General features: G+C 52.4%; 21 protein-coding genes. 10 read left to right on the top strand and 11 right to left on the bottom strand.

Translation table 11 applies throughout. The features are described from left to right. The first annotated feature begins 61 nt into the window (after positions 1-61). From B9Z35_RS02255 to B9Z35_RS02240, 4 genes are read left to right on the top strand one after another with little or no spacing between them, the layout of a single operon-like run. Complete coding sequence (locus B9Z35_RS02255; protein WP_108282035.1) at positions 62-973, top strand: ion transporter; 912 nt, start codon at positions 62-64, stop codon at positions 971-973. A 7-nt stretch (positions 974-980) separates the two neighbouring features. Continuing rightward, positions 981-1,937 carry an ion transporter gene (locus B9Z35_RS02250; RefSeq protein ID WP_158268104.1) on the top strand — a complete coding sequence of 319 codons (957 nt, stop codon included), beginning with the start codon at positions 981-983 and terminating at the stop codon, positions 1,935-1,937. 18 nt (positions 1,938-1,955) lie between these two features. Next, complete coding sequence (locus B9Z35_RS02245; protein WP_108282031.1) at positions 1,956-2,183, top strand: hypothetical protein; 228 nt, start codon at positions 1,956-1,958, stop codon at positions 2,181-2,183. Next, positions 2,180-2,752, top strand: coding sequence for a DUF4337 domain-containing protein (locus B9Z35_RS02240; protein ID WP_108282029.1), 573 nt, complete (start codon positions 2,180-2,182; stop codon positions 2,750-2,752). The genes B9Z35_RS02245 and B9Z35_RS02240 overlap by 4 nt, the downstream gene beginning before the upstream one ends. Positions 2,753-2,810: 58 nt before the next feature. Here the strand turns inward: B9Z35_RS02240 and B9Z35_RS02235 are convergent, their stop codons facing one another. Then, positions 2,811-3,842 (bottom strand): potassium channel family protein, encoded by a 1,032-nt coding sequence (locus B9Z35_RS02235; protein ID WP_146178931.1) that lies wholly within the window; start codon positions 3,840-3,842, stop codon positions 2,811-2,813. Positions 3,843-4,181: 339 nt separating this feature from the next. Here B9Z35_RS02235 and B9Z35_RS02230 point away from each other — a divergent pair, with 339 nt between their 5' ends. From B9Z35_RS02230 to B9Z35_RS02220, 3 genes are all read left to right on the top strand, one after another. Further along, complete coding sequence (locus B9Z35_RS02230) at positions 4,182-4,997, top strand: ion transporter (protein WP_108282027.1); 816 nt, start codon at positions 4,182-4,184, stop codon at positions 4,995-4,997. Next, entirely contained in the window at positions 4,994-6,586 is a 1,593-nt protein-coding gene (locus B9Z35_RS02225; RefSeq protein ID WP_108282026.1) for an ion transporter, read from the top strand. The genes B9Z35_RS02230 and B9Z35_RS02225 overlap by 4 nt, the downstream gene beginning before the upstream one ends. A 69-nt stretch (positions 6,587-6,655) precedes the next feature. Continuing rightward, on the top strand, positions 6,656-7,270 hold the full coding sequence (locus B9Z35_RS02220; protein ID WP_108282786.1) for a flavin reductase family protein: 615 nt from the start codon (positions 6,656-6,658) through the stop codon (positions 7,268-7,270). On the opposite strand, the gene B9Z35_RS02215 is transcribed toward B9Z35_RS02220, so the two are convergent. Beyond that, positions 7,245-8,669, bottom strand: a complete 1,425-nt coding sequence (locus B9Z35_RS02215) for a sensor histidine kinase (protein WP_108282024.1) — start codon at positions 8,667-8,669, stop codon at positions 7,245-7,247. The two genes, B9Z35_RS02220 and B9Z35_RS02215, sit on opposite strands and share 26 nt — an antisense overlap. After that, positions 8,666-9,355 (bottom strand): response regulator transcription factor, encoded by a 690-nt coding sequence (locus B9Z35_RS02210; RefSeq protein WP_108282022.1) that lies wholly within the window; start codon positions 9,353-9,355, stop codon positions 8,666-8,668. The genes B9Z35_RS02215 and B9Z35_RS02210 overlap by 4 nt, the downstream gene beginning before the upstream one ends. A gap of 63 nt (positions 9,356-9,418) precedes the next feature. Between B9Z35_RS02210 and B9Z35_RS02205 the strand changes: the two genes are divergently transcribed. Both B9Z35_RS02205 and B9Z35_RS02200 read left to right on the top strand, forming a co-directional pair. Then, positions 9,419-10,690 (top strand): efflux RND transporter periplasmic adaptor subunit, encoded by a 1,272-nt coding sequence (locus tag B9Z35_RS02205; RefSeq protein ID WP_108282021.1) that lies wholly within the window; start codon positions 9,419-9,421, stop codon positions 10,688-10,690. Continuing rightward, a complete protein-coding gene (locus B9Z35_RS02200) occupies positions 10,687-13,761 on the top strand; it encodes an efflux RND transporter permease subunit (RefSeq protein ID WP_108282020.1) in 3,075 nt (1,024 codons plus the stop codon). Before B9Z35_RS02205 ends, B9Z35_RS02200 begins: the two co-directional genes overlap by 4 nt. Positions 13,762-13,764: 3 nt before the next feature. On the opposite strand, the gene B9Z35_RS02195 is transcribed toward B9Z35_RS02200, so the two are convergent. The 5 genes from B9Z35_RS02195 to B9Z35_RS02175 all read right to left on the bottom strand — a co-directional run bounded on the left by B9Z35_RS02195 (position 13,765) and on the right by B9Z35_RS02175 (position 18,030). Further along, positions 13,765-14,274 carry a DUF1993 family protein gene (locus B9Z35_RS02195; protein ID WP_108282019.1) on the bottom strand — a complete coding sequence of 170 codons (510 nt, stop codon included), beginning with the start codon at positions 14,272-14,274 and terminating at the stop codon, positions 13,765-13,767. A gap of 12 nt (positions 14,275-14,286) precedes the next feature. Then, the gene (locus B9Z35_RS02190) at positions 14,287-15,108 is read right to left on the bottom strand and encodes an amidohydrolase (protein ID WP_108282017.1); all 822 of its coding nucleotides are present in this window, start codon (positions 15,106-15,108) and stop codon (positions 14,287-14,289) included. A 3-nt stretch (positions 15,109-15,111) separates the two neighbouring features. Further along, a complete protein-coding gene (locus B9Z35_RS02185; protein WP_108282016.1) occupies positions 15,112-15,954 on the bottom strand; it encodes a shikimate dehydrogenase in 843 nt (280 codons plus the stop codon). 15 nt (positions 15,955-15,969) lie between these two features. Next, a complete protein-coding gene (locus B9Z35_RS02180) occupies positions 15,970-17,106 on the bottom strand; it encodes an ABC transporter substrate-binding protein (RefSeq protein WP_108282015.1) in 1,137 nt (378 codons plus the stop codon). Positions 17,107-17,235: 129 nt separating this feature from the next. Next, positions 17,236-18,030 carry a class III extradiol ring-cleavage dioxygenase gene (locus B9Z35_RS02175; RefSeq protein ID WP_233246448.1) on the bottom strand — a complete coding sequence of 265 codons (795 nt, stop codon included), beginning with the start codon at positions 18,028-18,030 and terminating at the stop codon, positions 17,236-17,238. 31 nt (positions 18,031-18,061) lie between these two features. Here B9Z35_RS02175 and B9Z35_RS02170 point away from each other — a divergent pair, with 31 nt between their 5' ends. Further along, entirely contained in the window at positions 18,062-19,060 is a 999-nt protein-coding gene (locus B9Z35_RS02170) for a tripartite tricarboxylate transporter substrate binding protein (protein ID WP_233246447.1), read from the top strand. Here B9Z35_RS02170 and B9Z35_RS02165 read toward each other — a convergent pair. The 3 genes from B9Z35_RS02165 to B9Z35_RS13010 all read right to left on the bottom strand — a co-directional run bounded on the left by B9Z35_RS02165 (position 19,057) and on the right by B9Z35_RS13010 (position 22,680). After that, entirely contained in the window at positions 19,057-20,391 is a 1,335-nt protein-coding gene (locus tag B9Z35_RS02165) for an FAD/NAD(P)-binding oxidoreductase (RefSeq protein ID WP_108282012.1), read from the bottom strand. The two genes, B9Z35_RS02170 and B9Z35_RS02165, sit on opposite strands and share 4 nt — an antisense overlap. 137 nt (positions 20,392-20,528) lie before the next feature. Further along, entirely contained in the window at positions 20,529-22,388 is a 1,860-nt protein-coding gene (locus B9Z35_RS02160; RefSeq protein ID WP_108282011.1) for an AAA family ATPase, read from the bottom strand. A 40-nt stretch (positions 22,389-22,428) separates the two neighbouring features. Beyond that, positions 22,429-22,680: a DUF333 domain-containing protein gene (locus tag B9Z35_RS13010; protein ID WP_199219750.1), complete on the bottom strand. Its 252-nt coding sequence runs from the start codon at positions 22,678-22,680 to the stop codon at positions 22,429-22,431. Between the last annotated feature and the right edge of the window lie 46 nt (positions 22,681-22,726).

The raw sequence follows: 22,726 nt of genomic DNA, 5'->3' as shown, positions 1-22,726 counted from the left end.
TCAATGTGTGGCCGCTTTTCTATTCCAACACGACATACATCAAACTCGTTAGACCCTCGCCATGACTACAGGATTTAAAACCTCCCTGATGGAAATCTTGGACGGCTCGCCCAAGCACACGGCCAGCCGCTACGTTGAGTGGATGATCACCCTTGTGGTGCTCGTCAACTGCTCGGCTGTGATCCTTGATTCCGTCCCAGAAATTCACGCTGAATTCAAAGAGTTCTTCCATGAGTTGGAATTTTGGAGCGTGATGTTCTTCACGGGTGAATACATCTCTCGCGTCTGGTCATTGGGCGCCAAGTACAGCCGCGAAAACGGCGGCGCTTGGAAAGGTCGCTTTGAATACATGTTCAGCGCATTCGGTTTGGTTGACTTCTTTGCCACCATGCCCTACTACATGCACATGTTCTTGCCAGGCTTGGACTTGCGCATTTTGCGCGTCTTACGTTTGCTGCGAATCTTGAAGCTGTCTAAGTACAACACGGCCCTGCAAGATTTGTTTCATGCCATTCATTCAGAACGCCAAGCGTTTGGCTCTGCGGTGTTCTTGTTGACCATCGCCACCATCGTGTCGGCCTCGTTGATGCATTTCGCTGAAGGCCATCAGCAACCTGAGTTCTTCGGCACGATCCCCCACTCGATCTATTGGTCTATCGTCACTATCACCTCAGGCTACGGTAACGTTGAACCCATGACCAAGGCAGGTGAAGCCATTGCGCTCATCACCGGCTTTTTGGGCGTGTGTATGGCCGCGATCATGACGGGTATCGTGGCCTCGGCCTTCTCAAACCAAGTGGCACGCAAGAAGGCAGCATTTGAAGCTCAGCTGCGTGAAGTTTTCAAAGATGGCAATATGTCTGAAGAAGAGCAAGAAACGCTGCAACGACTGCAAGCCCACTACCGCCTGACCGATGAGCAAGTCGAAGCCATGATGCTCCGCGCCAAAAACAAATCGTCCGCCAATGAATGAGCGCACCATGACCACAGCAGTTCCTATCCCCTCGACTTATCAACGCATCAAGCGCCGCACCTACGAAATCATGGAAGGCGAAGTGCCTGACAAGTACAGCCATTTCGTTGAAATTTTCATTGCCTTGCTGGTAGTAGCCAACGTGATTGGCATCATCTTGGAATCGGTCCCCGAAATCCATGAAGCCTTCGAGCACGAGTTTCACCTATTCGACATGTTCAGCGTGGCCGTGTTCTCGGTCGAATTCGTCATGCGCGTCTGGTCTTACGGCGAAAAATACCTGCGTACAGGTGGCACGCAATGGGATGGCCGCAAAGAATACGTATTCAGCTTCTACGGCATCATCGACTTTGTAAGTACAGTGCCCTTCTATTTGCAACTGCTCTTCCCAGGCGCTGACTTGCGCGTGCTGCGGATGTTCCGTTTGATGCGAATTTTCAAACTCTCTCGCTACAACAGCGCGTTTGAAGACATGGTGGCTGCTGTCAAAGCCGAGAAAGACTCTTTCTCATCAGCCGTGTTCTTGCTGTTCATCAGCTGCTTGCTTTTCTCCTCGCTGATCTACATCATCGAAGGTCACGAACAACCTGAAGTCTTCCCCTCCATTCCAGCAGCCATGCATTGGTTTGTCATCACCATTGTGTCGGGCTGGGGCAACGTTGACCCTGTCACCTTCTTTGGCACGATCTTGGTGATCTTCACGCAAATCTTGTCCATCGCCTTAGCGGCTATCTTGACGGGTGTGGTGGCCACCGCCTACACCGCACAAGTTGAGCGACGTCAAGCTTTGTACGAAATGGAAGTGAGAAACGTACTTTCCGACGGCGTTGTCACAGAAGAAGAACAAGCCCAACTTAAAATCATGCAAGCCAAACTGGGCATGTCTGATGAGCAAGTGGAAGCCATCAAACACCAAATGGAAGAAGAGAAACAAATCTCTGACGCCAATAAGCAATCTAAATAAAACGAAGCGAGAGCCACCATGGACCACCGCGCCTACGAGAAATACAAGCAAGAAAATCCAGACGTTTACACACCCTTATCGACGTATGACTATGTCGACCAGTTTGTAGACCAACTCACCACAGCCGAACTGGTGATTTGCGTTTTGGCAGTGCTATTGGCTGTATTTGCTATCTATAAGATTTTTGTCAAACGCAAAAATAAATCCTCAGAAGAACAGACTAACCCTAAAAAGGAAGACCTATGAGTGAAGCTCCAGAAACCGAATTGCCAGAGCACGGCAACGATCCATTCCGCACCCGTTGCGCCATGTTGGTGTCGAGTTTGGCCATGTGTTTGGCCATTGCCAGCCTAGGCGGCAACAATGCCTCTAAAGAAAGCATGAGCAACAACATCTTGGCTGCGAACGCCTACTCGTTCTACCAAGCCAAGAACATTCGTCAGACCGATTACAAAATCGCAGCGGATGAACTACGCATTCAACTCGCCAGCGACAAGCTTTCGCCTGCTGCCAAACAAATGGCTGAGAAAAAGCTGGAAGCTTATGAGAAGAACATTGCTCGCTACGAGTCTGAGCCTGAAACCGGTGACGGCAAAAAAGAGCTGATGGAAAAAGCCAAAGAGCACGAGCATGAGCGTGACATCGCCCTGCGCCAAGACCCATGGTTTGATTACGCAGAAGCTCTGCTTCAAATAGCCATTGTGTTGACCTCGGTGGCCATTTTGACTGGGACCACTGCGCTGTTCTGGGTGCCCTGCATTTTGGGCTTGATGGGCATCTTCTCCACCATCAATGGATTTATGTTGTTCATATAAATTAAACAGACATAAAAAAAAGGCCGCTCTAAGAGCGGCCTTTTTGTTGGCAAAACCTTTACAGGTTCTTAGCGTGGTTCTTGATCTCTTCTTCAGACATCAATTCCAACTCATAAGCGCGGTGCTCTGAAATCCATTTGCGGCTCACCATCATGCGCAAAATCGTTTCGCGTGTGGCAGGTGCTGTGTTGTCTTCTGTGAGTTGTTCACCGAACAACAACACCATGATGGTTTTACCCACGATGTTCAACAAAATACCAAACAGTACCAAGCCCATCAACATGGTGACCGCTGCAATCACACGTCCACCAAAGGTGAGTGGGAACATGTCGCCATAGCCAGTGGTGGTCAAAGTCACCATACACCACCACATCGCTGCAGGGATAGATGTAAAGAAACGCTTATCTTCTGGGATTGGGTTGCCACTGATGGGGTCCACAGGCATGAACTTGGCAGCTTCTGGAGGCGCGTCAGCAGGTAATGGGTTGGCCTTGATTTCTGCATCCAATTTGGCTTGACCCAAAGTGATGGCATCTGCAGAGTACAAGTCACCTTCCACGTAGTACATCAAGGTGCTGGAGATCATCACCACGGAGAACAAAGCGATGAAATAGATCTTGAGGTTGGTCAGAATAGGGTTGGAGCTTTCCAACTTCTTTTCCAACTGCTGCAAGGCAATACGTGCCATCTTCAACACTCGGAGCACTCGAACCACGCGTAACACACGGAGAACTTTAGAGCCTTGCAAGGCGGTCAAATTCATGATGCTCAAGTAAGTTGGCAAGATCGAAATCAAGTCAACCAAGCCCCAGAAACTGAAGAAGTACTTCACGCGGTCTTTGGCGAAGTACAAATTGCCGAGGTAGTCGATCGTGAAGAACAACACTGCGGCATATTCAATGTAATTGAACAAGCTCGCATGAACGGTGGCATAAGGCTCTACGGTCTCACCAGCCAATGACAAACACGAAATCAAAATCCAGAAGTTGATCATGGCCACCCAACGTGTGAACGCTTTGCTGGTGGGGTCTGTGAAGACGCGTTGAATCACGCTGTCTGAATTCTCTTCGTAACGCACATTTGCATGCATATGTGTATCTTTCCTTTAAGTAAACCAAACGGAAAATTTGGACTGGCAGAGATTTTAAGAATCACTCGCCAGCTGAAAACTTGGCGTAAGCCCTCATGCAATAACAAATTAGGATTTATTTCCGTATATGGAGAATGAAATACAACTGTCTCAATGAGATTTTTTACTTCAAAAGATTACAAAACAGAACGTAAATATTTCTGAGAAATTTGAAAGTTTTTGAGTTGCTCACAACATCGCAAAACAACACCTTAGCTGCACCAAATCAAAGCATACCCAACGCAATCAGGTAGAGTGAGCGGTTATTTTCCATCCAACATTTCTGACTCTGATTTAGTTATGCAAAGCACTACCGATACGCTCACTTGGCGCGGACGAATTGAACAATTCATCACACACCATGCCATTCAACATTTCTTGGTTTTTCTCATCGTCATCAACGCTGCCATTCTGGGCATTGAGACGAACCATGAGGTGATGGACACATGGGGTCATGAATTGTTTTTGCTCGACCACGTCATCTTGGGCATTTTCATTTTAGAAATCGTGTTGCTCATTGCAGCACGCGGCTTCTCGTTCTTCAAAGACGCTTGGTGCGTGTTTGACTTCATCGTCGTCGGCATTGCCTTGGTGCCTGCTTCTGGCTCGCTGGCTGTGTTGCGTGCACTGCGCGTATTGCGGGTACTGCGCCTCATCAACAAGGTCGAGAGCATGCGCAAGGTTGTGGGTGGCTTGCTCAGTTCATTGCCAGGCTTGGGCTCTGTATTTGGCCTGATCATGATCATCTTCTACGTTGCTTCGGTCATTGCCACCAATCTGTATCACAAAGACTTTCCAGATTGGTTTGGCAGTTTGAGCACTAGCGCTTTCACTTTATTCCAAGTGATGACCCTCGAGAGTTGGGCTGACGGCATTGCCCGTCCTGTGATGGAAGTGTTCCCCTACTCTTGGGTATTTTTCATCTTCTTCATCTTGATCGCCACGTTCATCATTTTCAATTTGTTCATTGCTGTGATCGTAGATTCGATCACCGCTGACAAAGAGAAAGACCATCGTGATCACAGCCACCAACTCAGCGTACAAGATGAATTGCAAGAGTTGCGTAAAGAAGTGACCGCCTTGCGTGAACTCATCATTGAACAAAACAAACGATGACCACACATCACACCTCGCCTCTCGCCAGTTTTTACAAATGGGTATTTGACCCAGAGTTCAAGCATGGCTTTCAACGCCAAGTTGAGCGCACCATTGCGTTCTTGATCGTGGCGAGTGTGATTGCAGTTCTCATCGAAAACACACCCGAGATCTACAACGACTACAAACACTGGTTCCATTTGTTTGACGTCATCACCGTTGGCATCTTCACCGCCGAATATGTGATGCGTATAGCAACAGCGCACCTAAACCCAGATTACGCGGGTAAAAGTTTTCCACGCCTGCGCTATGCGCTTAGCTTTTATGCGCTGATTGACTTGATCGCCATCGCACCCTTCTACTTTGCTCGCTTTGTCGATGTGGATGTGGAAATGTTGCGCGTTCTGCGAATCATGCGATTGGCGCGAATGTTCAAGCTCTCACGCCAAATCATTCCAGCTTGGCATGAGTTTCAAGAGCTCAACGCCGATCGAAGCTTCCGCGCCAAGTTGTTTGCCTTGCTTGTACCCACAGGACACTCGGGTCGCCTACATGCCTACGTCGATAACTTCGTAGTGTTCTGGGTGGCTCTGTCGATCACCTGCGTAATCTTTGAATCCGTTGAGTCAATCCGTGCATTGTTTGCGGTGGAGTTTCATGTCATTGACTTGATGGCATTCACGATCTTCACCATCGAATACATCGCGCGCGTTTACACCGCCCCCGAAAACCCCGACTACAAGCACTTGCGCATGCGTCGTTGGGCGCACATTCGCTCGGGTTCAGCCATCATTGATTTGTTGGCCATCTTGCCATTCGTCCTCGAGGCCTTGGTCAGCCAACACATTGACTTGCGTTTCTTGCGCGTCTTCCGCTTGATTCGTTTGCTCAAACTCACGCGCTACACATCGGCACTACAAACGCTCTACAAAGTCGTTCAACGTGAATGGCAAGTCATCTTTGCCTCGGTGTTCGTCATGATGTTGTTGGTCGTGCTAACTGCCAGCTTGGGCTTTTTGCTAGAGCATGACGCACAGCCCGACAAATTTGAAAACATACCTCAGTCCATCTACTGGGCCATCATCACATTGGCTTCTGTGGGCTACGGGGATATTTCGCCCATCACACCTTTGGGACGATTGCTCACGGTTGTCGTAGCCTTGATTGGCATTGGTATTTTTGCCATCCCTGCAGGTTTGCTGGCATCTGCTTTCACTGACCAGCTGCGTATTGACCGTGAAGCTTTCAAACAACGCTTGATGCTCGCTTTTGAGGATGGCATTCTTGACCATGCCGAAAAAGAACTCATCGTGGCCGAAGCCGAGCGCTTGCACTTATCAAGCGACGAAGTCAAACGCCTCACCGATGAAGCACGTGCCGAGTTTGAAGCCAAAGAGGCAGAAGATCACACCCATGCCAACGGTTTGGTGCTCGACGCCAAAGCGCACCCCGGCCTCGCCGCTGCCCAGTTCAAGCTTTTGGTAGATCAACTCAGCTTGATCACACAAGCCACAGGCGAAGACACCTTGCGCAAAAGTTTGAAAGACAGCCAAGCCGACCACCAAGCGGAATTGGATGTGCTGGCCATCGTGGCCAAACGCACGTTCTAAAGCACACAGCGCTTGCGGTTTTACAAGTAGGCGACAGCCTGCTTGTGCGTTTGCGTTTACCGTATGGCCATGACACATTTTTACGAACCTAAAAACGGCCACGGCCTGCCACACGACCCCTTCAACGCCATTGTTGGCCCTCGCCCCATTGGCTGGGTGTCCACCCGCAGCAACGATGGCGTGTTGAACCTCGCGCCCTACAGCTTTTTCACCGCCTTCAACTACATCCCGCCCATCGTGGGCTTCTCTAGCACCGGCCCCAAAGACTCGCTGCGCAACGTGCAAGAAAACGGCATGTTTGTGTGGAACCTCGTCACTCGCCCCTTGGCAGAAGCCATGAACCAAACTTGCGCACCTGTGGGCCCTGAGGTGAATGAGTTTGAGTTGGCCGGCTTAGCCACCGCCCCTTCACGCGTGGTCGATGTGCCGCGCGTGGCCGAGAGCCCTGTGTCGTTTGAGTGCCGCAGCACGCAAATCATTCAGCTCGAAGGCTTAGACAAGCAAAAGGTGCCCACATGGTTGGTGCTGGGCGAAGTGGTGGGTGTGCACATTGCCAGCCATTTGCTCAAAGACGGCATCTATGACACGGCCAATGCAGGTCACATCTTGCGTGGTGGCGGCCCAGCCGACTACTTCAGCATTGGGCCAGAGCAACTCTTCAAGATGTGGCGTCCTCAGGCTTAATCGAGGCTGAGGGTTGAGGAAACGCCACACTCACACTAAATCCGTGTGGCTCAACAGATTTAAACGCCACCCGAGCACTCAGCAGCTTGGCATAGCTGCCAACGATGGCAAGACCCAAGCCCATACCTGCTTTGAGCGCCTCGCCTGCTGAGCCCTGCACCCAGCGCTGGCTGATTTGCTTGAGCTTGTCAGGTGGCACACCTGCACCGTTATCAGTGACAGATAAGGTCACGTGTTGGTAGGTTTGCTCGAGTGATACCGTGATGTGGCTCTCGCCCTCTTGTGCGCGTCCATAGCGCAAGGCGTTGTCAATCAGGTTATTCAAAATGCCTTCAATCAATGCTGCATTGCCCTGGACCATCACAGCATGGTCAATGCCTTTGGCGCCTAGGTCCACACCGGTCGCATCGGCACGCGACAAGAAGCGCAACACAGCCTCACCCACCAAGCTATCTAAAGCCACAGGTACGTTTTCTAAGGTTTGCTTAGCCTCATCGGCCAAGGCCAAAGCCAGCAGTTGGTCCACCAAATGGCTGGCTCGCTCTTGGCTTTGTGCAATGCCTTGCAATTGCTCACGCCACACCTGCGGGTCGTTTTGACGCAAGCCGTAATCGGCCAATGCGCGAATACCTGCAAGTGGTGTACGCAACTCGTGCGCCACATTGCCCGAGAACTCGCGTTGCGCTTGCACGCTGTACGCAATGCGCCCCAAGAGCGCATTGATGGCTTGACCCAAGCGTTGCACATCACGCGTGGTGGCCGTCACAGGCACGGGAGTGAGGTCGCGCGCATCGCGTTGACCCACGGCGTCTTCAAGGTCGGCCAAGGGCGTCAAGTCGTCTTCAATTGCGCGTTGCAACCATGCCGCCAACAACACCAGCAACAACAACTGCGGCACGATGGAGAAAGTGAACAAGCGTTGCAGCAATCGGTCTCGGCTCACGGTGGTTTGCGCCATCACCACATAAAAGTCACCAGGCTGTTGGCGGTGAATCGTCACCGTGCGCAACATGCGTCCTTGGTATTCCATGGCTGCAAACTGAGGCTTCACCGTCGATCCAAACTGATCGGGTCTCAAGCCTGCATGACCTGCCAATAAATTACCCGAGGGGCTCAGCACAGCAAAGTACAGCGACTCGCTTTGGTCAAACAACACCGTGCTCATTTCTTGTGCCGAGAGGCTCAAGTCCAAAGTGCCCGTATCGTCTGGGGCACGTCGCACATGGCTGGCAACCAAATACGCATCGTCCAACAACGAGCGGTCAAATGCCTGCTGCGCGAAATACGACGCAATGCCCACCACCAAAGCTGACCCCACCAGCCAAGTCACGGCCAGAGGCATCAGCACATGGCGCATCAATCGGTTGCGCAGCGAAGGCTTGCGTGGTGCGTCGGTCATACCTGCTCCTCTAAAACATAACCAATGCCGCGCAAGGTGCGAATCTTCGCCCCGCTCTCGGCCAATTTTTTACGTAAGCGCGAAATGAACGCTTCAAGTGCGTTGTCGCCCAAAGCCTCATCAAAATCAGAAAGCTTGTCAGACAACACACGTTTACTCACCGCACGGCCCGGTGGCGTCATCAACTCGCACAGCACTTCAAACTCGCGCGCGGGCAAAGCCAGATCAGCATCGCCCACAAAAATGCGGCGCAGCTTGCGGTTCAGGCGCAAGCGCCCCACCTGCACCTCGTCACTCACACCTTGGGTGCGGCGCACCAATGCACGCAAGCGCGCCTCAACTTCTTCCAAATCAAAGGGCTTGCCCAAATAGTCATCTGCACCAGCATCTAGGCCGGCAATGCGTTCATCTGTGCGGTTACGCGCGGTCAGCACCAGCACGGGCGTGCGGTCACCTCGCGCGCGCGCTTCGCGCAGCAGCTGCAAACCACTGCCTTGGGCAGCGTGAAGCTGGCCGTTAAGCGGCAAGTTCAGGTCCAGCAGCACGGCGTCATAAGCCTGCACCTGCCAAAAGTGTGCGCCTTCTTCCAAATGGCTGGCCGCGTCCACGCGATGACCTGCATCAGTCAGGCTACGCAGCATCACCGCTTGCAGCACGGCGTCGTCTTCAATCAGCAAAATTCGCACAGGAAGGACTCAAATAAAAGTTAAGTCAGGGACTGGTCAGCCACTGTGAACGATAAACGTGGCATGAGCATACGACATAACCTGCAAGATCGCCTCCGCGAAACCACCCAACAACTGCTGAACACACCTACCAAGCGCTACGTTGCTGGTGGTACAGCTTTAGCCATCGCTGTGCTGGTCTACACCCTGCTGAACCAAGAAGCACCGCACAAACCCCCAGTGCCACTGCCGATCGTGCAAGGCCAACAGCTGCGTTTTCCAGCAGACCATCCTCAGCTCGCATTGCTCAGCACTGTCGAAGCCAAGTCTGCTGAAAGTGTGACCATCGAGCTGCCAGCGCGCTTGGTGTGGAACGAAGAACGCACCCAGCGCATCTACCCTGCATTTGCCGGACGTGTGCTGAGCCTCAATGCCGACATTGGCCAAAGCGTGAATGCCGGTCAAGTGCTGGCCACCTTGGCCTCACCCGAATTTGGCGCTGCCCAAGCCGACACCGCCAAAGCCCTAGCGGACGCCCAAGTGGCCGAGCGTGCCTTGGCTCGTCACCAAACTTTGTTTGAAGCCGACGTCATCTCGCGCAAAGAACTCGACCTGACTGAAGCAGACACCATGCGCGCCCGCGCCGAGCTGTCGCGCGCCCAAGCCCGCACACGCATGTACGGCAGCAGCACCAACAACGTGAACCAGCAACTCGGCCTCGCCGCCACCGTCAAGGGTGTGGTGGTCGAACGTAACCTCAGTGCAGGCCAAGAAGTACGCCCCGACCAAGGCGGCCCTGGCAACCAAGCGCTATTTGTTGTGAGCGACCCCAGTGTGCTGTGGGTACAAATCGATGCGCGCGAATCAGACACTGCGGCACTCAAAACAGGCACCAAAGTTTCATTGACCTTGCCCAACTTGCCTGGCCAAACCTTTGAAGCCAAGATCACTGCTGCCGGTGACTTCATCGATAGCACCACCCGCGCCATCAAAGTGCGCGCCACCATCAACAATGCAGACCGCATCCTCAAGGCCGAAATGCTGGGTACCGCCCGTATCGAACGCAAACTCGGCGCAGGTGTATTGGTACCTGCGAGTGCTGTGCAGTTGCGCGGCACTGAGCACTGGGCCTATGTGCAAACCGAGCCAGGCGTGTTTGAACCACGCCGCGTCAAGCTGGGCTATGAAGGCTTGCAAGAAGTCCTCATCGTCGAAGGCGTGCAAGCAAACGAACTGGTGGTGAAAGAAAACAGCTTGCTCTTGGCACGTGAGTTCCGCAACGCCCAAGATGAAGCCATGCAACACACCCCAGCCCCCGGCTCTGATACCCCCGCTAGCAGCGCAGGCAAAAAATGAAGCGTCTCATTGACTATGCGCTGAACCAGCCGCTGTTCATTCTGCTGGGCACCCTGCTGTTTGTAATGGCAGGCGTATTCGCCTTTAAAAACCTTTCTGTTGAAGCTTTTCCCGATGTCACCGACACCCAAGTGACGGTGATTGCCCTTTACCCCGGCCGTGCTGCTGAAGAGGTAGAAAAAGAAGTCTCTTTGCCCATCGAAGTGGCACTGTCTGGCTTGCCTAACTCCATCCGTGTGTTTTCACACACCCAGTTTGGTTTGTCATTCACTGTGGTGACGTATGACGACAAAGCCGAAGTCAACCTCGCACGCCAACAAGTCAACGAGCGTTTGAATGGCGTTGACCTACCGCCGGGCGTACAAGCCAACGTCATGCCCAACGCCACCCCAGTAGGCGAAGTCATGCGCTACCGCCTCAAGGGCGATGGCAAAACATCCACTGATCTGCGCACCATCCAAGACTGGACTGTGGAGCGTGCGCTGCGCCAAATCCCCGGCGTGGCCGACGTGGTGGGCATGGGCGGCTACATCAAACAATACGAAGTGCAGCCCGACATGCAAAAGCTGCGTGCCTACAAGCTCACACTTCAAGACCTCCAAAACGCCATGGCGCGAGGCAACTCCAACGCGGGTGGTAGCTACGTAGCTCAAGGCGTACAACAGTTCGCCATTCGTGGCATTGGTTTGCTGCACTCGCCGCAAGACATTGGCAACATCGTGGTCACTGCACGCGGCAACACACCCGTGCTGGTCAAAGACGTCGCCACTGTGGTCATTGGTGCTGTGCCACGTTTGGGCACAGTTGGTCAAGACATGGACGACGATGTGGTCACCGGCATTGTCATCATGCGCAAGGGCGAAAACCCAAGCGTGGTGTTGAAAGGCATCAAAGAGAAAGTTGCCGACCTCAACGACCGTGTGCTGCCCAAGGGCGTGCAAATCGTGCCGTTCTATGACCGCACTTGGTTGATGGGCAAAACCCTCACCACCGTGTTTAAAAACTTGGTCGAAGGTGCGTTGCTGGTGTCATTGGTGTTGTACCTCTTCTTGTCCAATATGCGCGCCTCATTGGCTGTGGTGGTGGTCATTCCATTGGCCTTGTTGTCCACCTTCTTGGGCCTCAAGATCATGGGCGTGCCTGCCAACTTGCTGAGCTTGGGCGCGATGGACTTCGGCATCATCGTGGACGGGGCAGTGATCGTGATTGAAAACATCATGCATCGCTTGGCCGAACGCGGCGAAGGCATGAACGAGAAAGAGCGTCGCACCCTCATCACCAACGCGGCCAACGAAGTGGGTCGCCCCACTTTGTTCTCAATGCTCATCATCATTGCGGCACACATCCCTATCTTTGCGCTGCAACGCCACGAGGGTCGCATCTTCCAGCCCATGGCTTTATCAGTCACGACTGCGCTCATTGGCTCGCTCATCTTCTCTCTCACCTTGGTGCCTTTGTTGGCCTATTGGTTGTTGCGTAAAGGTGTACCGCATGGCGACAACGGTTTGGTGTCTTGGGCCAAGCGTGTGTATGAGCCGGTGCTGAACTGGGCGCTCGAACAACCTGCCAAAGTGGTGAAGATTGCACTCGCCTGTTTTGCTGCATCCATCGTTGCAGCAGCCAGCCTAGGCTCAGAATTTTTACCTGAGTTGAACGAAGGCACGTTCTGGGTCAACTGGGACATGCCTGCCAGCGTCTCGCAAGAAGAAGCCGCCAAAGTGTTGCGCAAAGCACGCTTGCAGCTGATGACCATTCCTGAAGTTCGCACCGTGGTTTCTAAAGCTGGCCAACCCGAAGACGGCACGGACCCCAAAACCCTCAGCATGGCTGAGGTGTTTGTGGATGTGAAGCCTGTTGAAGAATGGCGCAAAGGCATGACGCGTGATCTGCTGATTGAAGAGATGGACCAAAAGCTGGCCATCATCCCCGGTGTTGATCCGGCGTTCTCCATGCCCATTCGTGACAACGTGCTCGAATCGATTTCTCAGATCAAAGGGCAAATCGTGGTCAAGGTGTCGGGTGACGACCTTGATGTGCTTCGCAAAACCACCGAAGCCATGCAGCGCGAGTTCAAGCAAGTCGTGGGCGTCCAGCGTGCCGAGATTGACCGCTTAGGCGAAGTGCCACAACTCATTGTGGACATCGATCGCGACCGCGCTGCGCGTTTGGGCCTCAATGTGGGTGACATTCAAGACGTCATCGAATCCGCCTTGGCTGGCCGTGCTACCACCGAAATTTGGGAAGGCGAACGCAAGTTCTCTGTGGTGCTGCGTTTGGCCAGCGACCGCCGCTCAGTCATCAACCTACCAGCCACCCAAATCGCTCTGCCTGGTGGCGGATACGCCACCCTTGAGAACGTGGCCACCATTCGCCAAGGCAGCGGCGCAATGAACATTGCCCGTGAAGCAGGCCGACGCACCATGGCCATTGGTATCTTTGTTAAGGGCCGTGACATGGGCTCAGTGGTGGCTGACATGCAAGCGCGCGTTGAAAAGAACGTGACGATCAGCGAAGGCTATGCCGTCACATGGTCGGGCGAATTTGAAAACCAAGAACGTGCCATGAAACGCTTAGGCGTGGTGGTGCCTATTTCATTGCTGCTGATTTTTGTGCTGTTGTTTGATGCCTTTGGCTCTTTCAAAACGGCCGGCTTGATTTTGCTCAACGTGCCATTGGCTTTGATTGGCGGCTTTGTTGCCTTGTGGATTTTCAGCATTCCGCTATCGGTGTCTGCAGCGATTGGCTTTATTGCGCTGTCGGGTCAAGCCGTGCTCAACGGTGTGGTGATGTTGTCGGTGTTCCAACAACTTCGCAATGCAGGCTATACCGTGATTGATGCGGTCAAAGAAGGGGCGCTGCAACGCTTACGCACCGTGCTAATGACTGCCATGCTCGCAGCCTTGGGCCTATTGCCAATGGCCTTGAGCCACGACATTGGGTCTGAGACCCAACGCCCCTTGGCCATCGTGGTGATTGGTGGCTTGGTCACCGCCACACTGCTGACGCTTGTGGTGTTGCCTGCGCTGTATGTGTCTTGGTTTTCTAAGTCCACCAACCCAGCCAAAGCCTAAACCTCAAGGCAGCAGATCTGCGCCTTTGAGGTAATCCATCTTGCCCACATCCACACCGTTGTGGCGCAAGATGGCATAAGCCGTGACTGTGTGGAAATACACGTTAGGCAGCATCCACTGGTACAAAAAGTCGCGGCCTTTCAACTTCAACACGCGATCAGGGCCTGCAGGAAACGACACCACTTTGTCTTCCATGCCTGCCAAGCTCTCGGCAGTGACCGTACGCAAGTAGTCGATCGTTTTCGCAATGCGTGCTTGCAGTTCTTCAAAGGTGGTTTCGGTATCTGCAAATTTAGGCGCTTCGATGCCGCTCAAACGCGCAAACCCCAATTTACCCACATCACACGCAATTTGCACTTGCTTGCTCAATGCAAACATATCAGGCGCCAAGCGTGCACTGGTGAGCACCAGTGGGTCAATCTTGCGGGCTTGGGCAGAGGCTGCGCCTTTTTCTAGAATGCCGCTCAGGGCATTGAGGGTGCGAATGAAATCGGGAATAGCTTGCGCAATCATGGATCGTCTTTATTAAAAGTTGAACAATTTTTGGGGAGCCTCCCACATCATGGCGTGACGTTCTGAAACGCTAAATGTGTTTTCGTACACCTTCAACATGGGACCGTAATCCAAGCGATAGGGTGCTTTGAGGTAGGGCCAGTCAGACGCCCAAACACAATGGCCTAAGCCAAATTCACGCACCAACGCCTCGGTGAATGGTCGCGTGTCTGCAAATGGATAACCCACTTGTGAGAACTTGGCAAAACCCGAAATCTTCACCACGGCGCGACCTTCGCGCCCAAGGGCCAACAAAGCTTCAAAACCTTTTTGCGACAGACCGGCATGCGCATTGGGACGGCCACAGTGGTCGACCATCATCTTCACATCCACACGCGAGAGCATGGGCAAGAAGTCCAGCAAACCGTCGTGCTCCACTTGAAACTGCGCCCACATATCGAGCTGCTTCAAACGCTGCAACAACGGCTCGATGTTGGAATAAAAATCAAATCCCATCAGCGAAGGGTTGAAGGCCACGCCAATCACGCCCTGCGCTTTGAACTGTTGTAGCTCTTCTAGGCTGATGTCATTGGGCACCACCGCAATGCCTTTAAAAACATCAGGCGCGCATGCAATGGCGTCTAGCAAACATCGGTTGTCTGTGGCGTAGCCAGAATTTGGCCCCACCAGCAAGGCGTGCTTCACCTCGTAACAGGCCATCACTTCTTGGAAGTATTTGGCACTGCCCATCTCCTGCCCTGCAGGTCGATACGATGTGTTTTCACCATAGGGGAATCGACTCGGCTCCAGCACATGGCAGTGCGAATCAATCTTTGGTTCTGTGAGGACGCTCATCAATTAAAACGTAGCCAAAATTGCATTGCGCAAATCTTCGGTAATTTCAGGCTTCACACCAAACCATGCTTCAAACGCTGGAATGCCTTGATTCAGCAACATCCCCAAGCCGTTCACCGTCAAATTGCCACGTTCCCGAGCTGCCGCCAACAACGGCGTTTCGAGTGGAATGTAAATCAGGTCAGACACCATCGCTGTTTTAGGCAAGGCATCTAACTTGATTTCTAAAGGTGGTTGACCATACATGCCTTGGTTGGTGGTGTTGACCAACAGGGCGGCACCTTCGAGTGCTGCATGGCGTTCGTCCCAGTTGTAGGTCTTCACCACAGATGTATCGACAGAGGCCAACTCATCGGCTTTGGCGCGTGTGCGGTTGATGAGGCGAATTTCTTTCGCCCCTTGATCGAGCAAACTGATCACCACAGCACGCGCTGCACCACCCGAGCCCAACACCACAATGGGGCCATCGTCTGCACGCCAAGTGGGTTTAACATCTTTCAAACTTTGAATGTAGCCAAAGCCATCGTTGTTAAAGCCATGAAGACTGCCATCCGGCTGTACCACGATGCAGTTGATCGCGCCGATGCGTTGCGCCATAGGACTAAGTTGATCCATCAGCTTCATAGCCATCAACTTGTGCGGCTGCGTGATATTACAACCCGTAATACCCAAAGCCGACAGACCTCTAACTGCCGCTTCTACGTTTTCAATCTGCACTGGAAAGTGCCCGTAGGCACCTTTCAAGTTGTACTTTTTAATCCAGTAGTTGTGCATAACTGGGGAGCGTGATTGAAACACGGGCATCCCCATGATGCCTACTAACTTGAATTGATTGCTATCTGACATTCTTCAAACCTTGTTTTACTTTTTGTTCACCGGTGGCAAGATCTCGCTCACCACTTGCTTGCCATTGACCACCGTGGTCAAGTAGCTTTCGCGGTCCAAGTCACCATTTTCGTCGTAGGAAATATCCAGCAACAAACCTGGGTTGGCTTTAGCAGACAAGCTGATGTTTTTCATCGCAGCTGCAAACGCCTTGGAATCGAACTTGCCAATTTTCTCTGTCACCGCTTTGATGGTGTACATGCCGATGTAGCCCTTCAAGCCATTGTGGTCAGAGCGTGAGCTGTATTCTTTTTGAAACGCTGCATCAAACTTTTTCACACCAGCTTGTGGCGCATCCGCAGTCAAACCCACGTGGGCAATCGCGCCGTTGGCTGCATCGCCTGCGAGCTCGATCACTTTTTGGCTGGTCAACACCGTCTCGCCAATGACTGGTTTTTTATAGCCTTGCTTTTTCAACTCGCGCAGCAAACGTGCGGACTCTTCTTCGTTGGTGTAGGCAAACAAGGCATCGGCATTGGACTGCTTGGCCTTCACCACAACGCTACTGAAGTCGACTTGACCTGGCTCAGACGAAATGTCTGCGCCAATCTTGATGCCGCGCGCTTCGAGTGACTTGATGATCAAGTCACGGCCGCCCTTACCAAAGTCGTTGTTCACGTACACCACGTCGACAGTCTTGGCTTTCACCTTGTCACGGATGTAGTTGGCAATCTTGGGCATCGCTGTGGATTGCGTGAACGAGGTTCGGAAGATATAGGGGTTACCTTGCTGCGTGATCGCAGCAGCTTCACCGCCTGTGAAATTTGGAATTTCAGCGCGCTTGGTCGAGGCCATGCTCACCATGATGGAGCCAGAAAACACGGGGCCCATCACCACGTAAGCGCCCTCGTCCACCGCTTTGTCGGTCAGGCCTTTGGCCACGCCTGGGTTGGACTGCGTGTCGTAAGACACATAGTCAATCTTCTTGCCCAAGATACCGCCTGCGGCGTTAATCTCTTTCACGGCCAGCTTGATGCCGTTGTCAAAGTTGGTGCCCGATGTTGTGCCGGTGCCTGTGAGTTCGACCAAACCAATGATCTTCACGTTTTGCGCACTCGCGATCGACGCAACGCCAATCAATGACGACAACACAAGTTGCTTGAATAATTTCATCTTTGTCTCCTGTAAAAGAATCTCTGTGGACTTTGGAAAATGAACCTGCATTCTGCCTGCAAATCACGACAAACAGATGCCAATGTCCCAGGCGTGTCGTGATTGACACCTCGGGCAAACCCTAGCTACTTATTCAAATATCCAACCACCCAAATGCGTTGGGCCCACCATGCCCGCCCACATCCTTCGCCCCGGTGCATCGCTGCCAGCACCGCTGGCCACCATCAGGGGAATCAGGTGCTCTTCACGTGGGTGCGACTCTGCACCGCCGGGTGCGGTGCTCCAGTGCATCAAGCGCTCGGTGCGCTCGGTTTGGTTGCCACTGAGCGCGAGGTCCAGCCACGCATGAAACTGCTCTGATGCAGGCCCGCCTTGCGCAAAATTGCGTAGGTTATGAAAGCTCATGCCACTCCCAATCACCAACACACCCTCATCTCGCAAGCTGCTCAGCGCTTGGCCCAGTTTGCAATGCAGCACAGGGTCTAAGCTGGGGTGAATTGACATGGCCACCACTGGCACATTCGCCTCGGGGAACATCACTTTCAGCGGGATAAATACACCGTGGTCCCAACCATAGTCGTCATCCACTTGCACGGGGTAGCCTGCTTGCTGCAGCAACTCGGCAGCGCGCTTGGCCACCTCTGGTTGGCCGGGTGCAGGGTATTGAATCTCGTAAGTCTCGGGCGGGAAACCGTAATAGTCGTAAATCAAAGATGGTGCCGCGCCGCCCGTGAACGTGGGGATGTGTGTTTCCCAATGCGCCGTGACGATCAAAATTGCCTTGGGTGTTGCAGGCAAGATGTTGTGAATGCCACGCAAAAAATTTTCTGTATCTTGATAACGCGATTTGCGCTCACCCGTCATAAAAAATGAGGGGCCACCACCGTGAGGCAAATACATGGCGGGCATTCGGGTTAAGCTCATCGCGCGTCTTTCAAATACAGAGGTCTTTATTTTGACTCAGCATCTCCACATCACACGCCGCCAACTACTAGCCAACACCGCAGCCTCTGCATTGGCTCTGTCACCTGCCTTCGCAAATGCCGAAGCCGCATGGCCCACCAAGCCTTTGCGTTTGGTCGTGCCCTTTGCCCCCGGTGGTAGCAGTGAAATTGTGGCGCGCGCCTTGGCGGGCGAGATGGCCAAAACCATTGGCCAAAACGTGTTTGTGGACAACAAGCCCGGCGGCGCAGGCAACATCGCCATGCAAGAAGTGGCCAACGCCACCGACGACCACACCCTCATCTTGGGCCACATCGGCACGCTGGCGGTGAACCAATACATCTTCCCCAAGCTGCCTTACGACCCCAACAAAGACTTCACACCCATCACCCTCATCTCTAAAGTGCCCAGCTTGTATGTGGTGCACCCTGACTTGCCCGTGAAGAACCTCAAAGAATTTGTGGCCTACGCCAAAGCCAATCCAGGCAAGCTCAGCTACGGCTCGGCTGGCAACGGCAGCGCGGGCCACTTGGCGTTTGAATATTTGAAGATGGCCACCGACACCTTCATGCTCCACGTGCCCTACCGTGGTACAGGCGCGATGCTGACCGACCTCATGGCTGGCCGATTGGATGCAGCCGCCGCAGGCGCACCTGCGCTGTTGCAGTTCATCAAAGCAGGCAAGCTGCGTTGCATTGCCACTGGCAGCAGCGCGCGCTTGCCTTTGTTGCCCGATGTGCCCACCGTGGCCGAGCAAGGCTTCAAAGGGTTTGAGATGACGCAGTGGTACGGCCTGATGGCCCCCAGCAAAATGCCCAAGGCCCACATCGACAAACTAGAGAAAGAAGCCATCGCTGCCGCGCGTGGCAAAGTGGTGCACGACAAACTCAGCCAAGACACCGCGCTGGCCATTGGCAACACGCGTGCCGAGTTTGAAGCCTTCATCAAACTCGAACAAGCGCGTTGGAAGCCTGTCATTGCTCGGGCTCAGATCAAGCCCGAGGGTATTTAATCGCCCGTGAAGTCTTTCACCATATTGCCGTACCACTGCAAGTCTTCTTGCCACAGGCCTTGGCGGCGGAAGTTGTCGTCGGTGACGGTTTGCAAGATGTGGCCCTCTGGACCCATCTTGTAATCAAACTTCACACTGATGGCTTCGAGTGGTTCGGTGTTGACCAACATGTAACAAAGGTTGTCGATGATGACGGGCTTCATCTCTTTGCCTTTGGACTGCTGCGCGATGTAGGTCGACACACTGCGCCCCATGCGGTTGGCCACGTGGCCGCTCTTGGGGTAGTGGCCAAACTGCGGTGACACAGCGCCCACGCTGTCACCAATCACAAACACATTGGGGTCGTCCTTCAAGTTGTAAAACTCAGGATGCACCGCCGCCCATGTGGTGGGCTTGCCTTCGGCGTTCTTGCCAATCGCACCCATCTTCCACACGAGGTCGGCCGCTTGGTGGTGGCCCATGAAGATGGCGTCGTCAAACTTAAAGTCGCCCGCCATCGTCTTCACCACTTTGTTGTACGGGTCTAGCTCTTTCACGCCAGCGTTGGGCACGTAGGTGATGATGTCTTCGTACAGCTCGTCAAACGCCATGCGATAGCCGCCGCCAATGGGCATGATGCGCGGCTTGGGGTCGAGAATCAAAATCTTCGCGGCAATTTTGTTGCGCTTGAAATAGTCGGCCATCAAACACGCACGCTCGTAGGGCGACGGTGGGCAGCGGTGAGGCGGTGGTGGCAGCGTCATGACAAACGTGCCACCTTTGAAGCCTTTGATTTTTTGCTTCAACGCCAAATGCTCAGAGCTGGGCACATACGCGCTAGAGAAATGCTTCTGTGTGTACGCCGCTGCGGCGCGGTCGTTGCCAAACCAAGGCTCGTACGTCACGCGAATACCGGCAGACACCACCAACCAGTCGTAGTCCACAAAGCCCTGCGCCGTGTGCACGCGCTTTTTGTCGCGGTCAATGTCGGTGATTTCGGTTTGCACAAACGTGTAGCCCATGCGCTCGGCAGCGGCGGTGTACGAGTGCACGAGGAACGAGGTGTCCACCACATCCACCAACCACTTGTTGCTCAAAGGGCAAGACCAGAAGATGGGGTTCTTCTCTAGCAACACCACTTCAAGGTCGGGTGCATCTTCGCGCAAATGGCGCGCAGTGGCTAGGCCACCCCAACCACCACCCAACACCACCACGCGGCGCTTTTTGCCCTTAGGCAACAACTCGGTGGAAGGCGAAAAAAGAAAAGGCTGAGCGATGACAGAACTAGACGCAGCAGACAGCGCGCCCAATGCTGCCGCGCCCTTGATGAGGGTGCGACGTGCGGTGGTCATAAAGGACTCCGTGAATGTGAAAGGAAACCTGTCGGCGCATACGAGAAGCTGGGCTTCAATGCCTCGAAGGCAGGTTGGTCACCGGCGGGGGCGGGTGAGAGTACCTATATTAGTTGAGGAAAGAAACAACAACTAAATTAGTTTTCAGTCAGGAACAATGAAGAATTCGCGAACTGTTGAAGCCAGAAAGCATAAATTTGCCCGTTCGCGTAACTTGGCTCACTGACCATTAGCTTCTGAATATTTTGCTTTGCTGATTGACACAATTGAGTAAGCGCAGCCTTACGGCTATCGGACGTAATCCGATTCAGCAATGACTTACTAATTAAATGAGCCTTCAACCGCCCATCTCCTCGCCGATCATCCACACAAAACAAATCAGACTTCATCTCCGCTTCAGTTATGCAGAACAATGTTTTTATTTGACTTGTATCGAGGACTAAAAATCCATAATCGTGAGCTTTTTCTCCAACAGGAATCCTCTGATCTTCAACGATCAATAGGTACCCATCATCTTTCAGTGCTCTACTAATTAAGCCATCAATAGAAAAAATCGGAAGCCATTTTTGAGGTGGAATTTCATGCAGGACGTTACACATGACAACTACATCAATGCTCTTTTCATCTTTACTCGAAAAAAACTCGTTGTCATCGTTGAAATACCTAGATTCTGAATCTTGGTAGCTTTCAGAAATTGTTTTGAGACATTCATTTTTATCGTCTGCATACACATCAAATGCAAAATAACTAATGCTCGTAGCGACTGTTTTGCTAGCTTCCTCTAAGGGCGCTGCAAGCCCTTGCAATAGTCGTCCTTTACCAGCCCCGTAATCTAGGAGATTAACGATATCCGACGTAGCAACCTTTCGTATAAGTTTTTCAATCTGATTTACTTGAGGGTCATTGGCACCCGTAGCAATAACTTGGGGCGGCAATAAACTTTCAGAAGCGTAATTAACAGCCGCAAGTTGGGCGGGTAGTCCCGTGAAAGCATAGAGTTGAGCGATTCGATCCTCATCACCTAACAAACTATCCAAAACAATTTTTGGATTACGCCCTGCATTAGCAACCTTTCCATCGTTGACATACCAAATAGACATCGGCTCAACGCTAGCAATATAAGCAAGCAATGGGATTGAATGTGTGGCAACCCAAATCTGGGTTGATTCGGCTACGTCATAAAGCTTCTTCAACAAATCAATAACAGCCGAGGGATGTAAGTGGTTCTCTGGCTCATCGAGAAGGAACACAGTATTTTTTAATTCGCTTTTCTGGGCATGCAGCGCAACACAGAGCTGAAGGATAACTTTTTGGCCATCTGAAAGGAAAGCATCTGAAATCGGTTTTTCGAAAAGGATGGGATCACCATTTAAGTCTCTAACTAGTGGCTCGCCTAGCAAAGCTTTAACTAATTTACAGAAACTCTCGTAATTAGTTAAAGCTTCATTTTTCTCATGATCTGAAACACTAGATAGCTGATGACTTGCATTCCACCATCTATCTTGAAGGCTTTGAATGTAGAAAAGGCAACTTGATTCATACCCATCTACCCCTGGAACTTGGGCCTGCCTTGACCGATTAACTATTTCGCGAATAGCAGACTGACGAGGATCATGCAAGTTCAAATTTTTTGGAACAAAGTTGATGGCCTTGATCTCAGCAATTAATGACGAAGTAACAACTCTGTCGAGCGCTAATGCTTTAGATTTTTTGTGTGTTTCAAGATCAGCTTTCCATCTATTTGCCGCATGACTCGTAGGAGTGGAGGTCAACGCGATCTCAAGTTGAACAATTGATTGCTCTATCTCATGAAGAAGCGGGAAGTTCCCAGCACGAACCGAAACAAAATTTCTAAGAGATGCTAATAGCCTGCTTTTACCAGCCCCATTTTTTCCAGCTAATGCAACGAAACGACCAAGCCGTTTCATATTTATCTCAGCTAGTCCAGTACCTCTTAACTCATCTAGCGGAACAAAAAAAAATTCGATTAATGCCATAGAAAAACCTTGTCTTTATTCATATCAATCAACACTAGCTTCAAGAACACTCCCCCCGAAACAAAGCCCACTCCTCACACACCTTGCCCGAGGGCAATTTGCACATCCCAAATTCGCCTTGCGGCGTGCGTTGGATGGTCAGCTTGCCGCCTGCGTTGATGCAGTGCACCGACGCGGGGTTGGCCATTTCAGTAGCGGGCTTGGTGGCTGGTTCAGACGGGGTGCAGGCGCTGGTGGCTAGGGCGATGGCGATAGCGGTGGTGAATAGGGTGGCAATTTGCACTGGATGCATGTCAATTAACCGTCATGTTTCTATTTTTAAACTGGAAACAATTCTA

The sequence above is a fragment of the Limnohabitans sp. Jir61 genome, assembly GCF_003063545.1.
GTDB lineage: Bacteria > Pseudomonadota > Gammaproteobacteria > Burkholderiales > Burkholderiaceae_C > Limnohabitans.
This window is presented reverse-complemented; position numbering and strand designations above follow the sequence as displayed.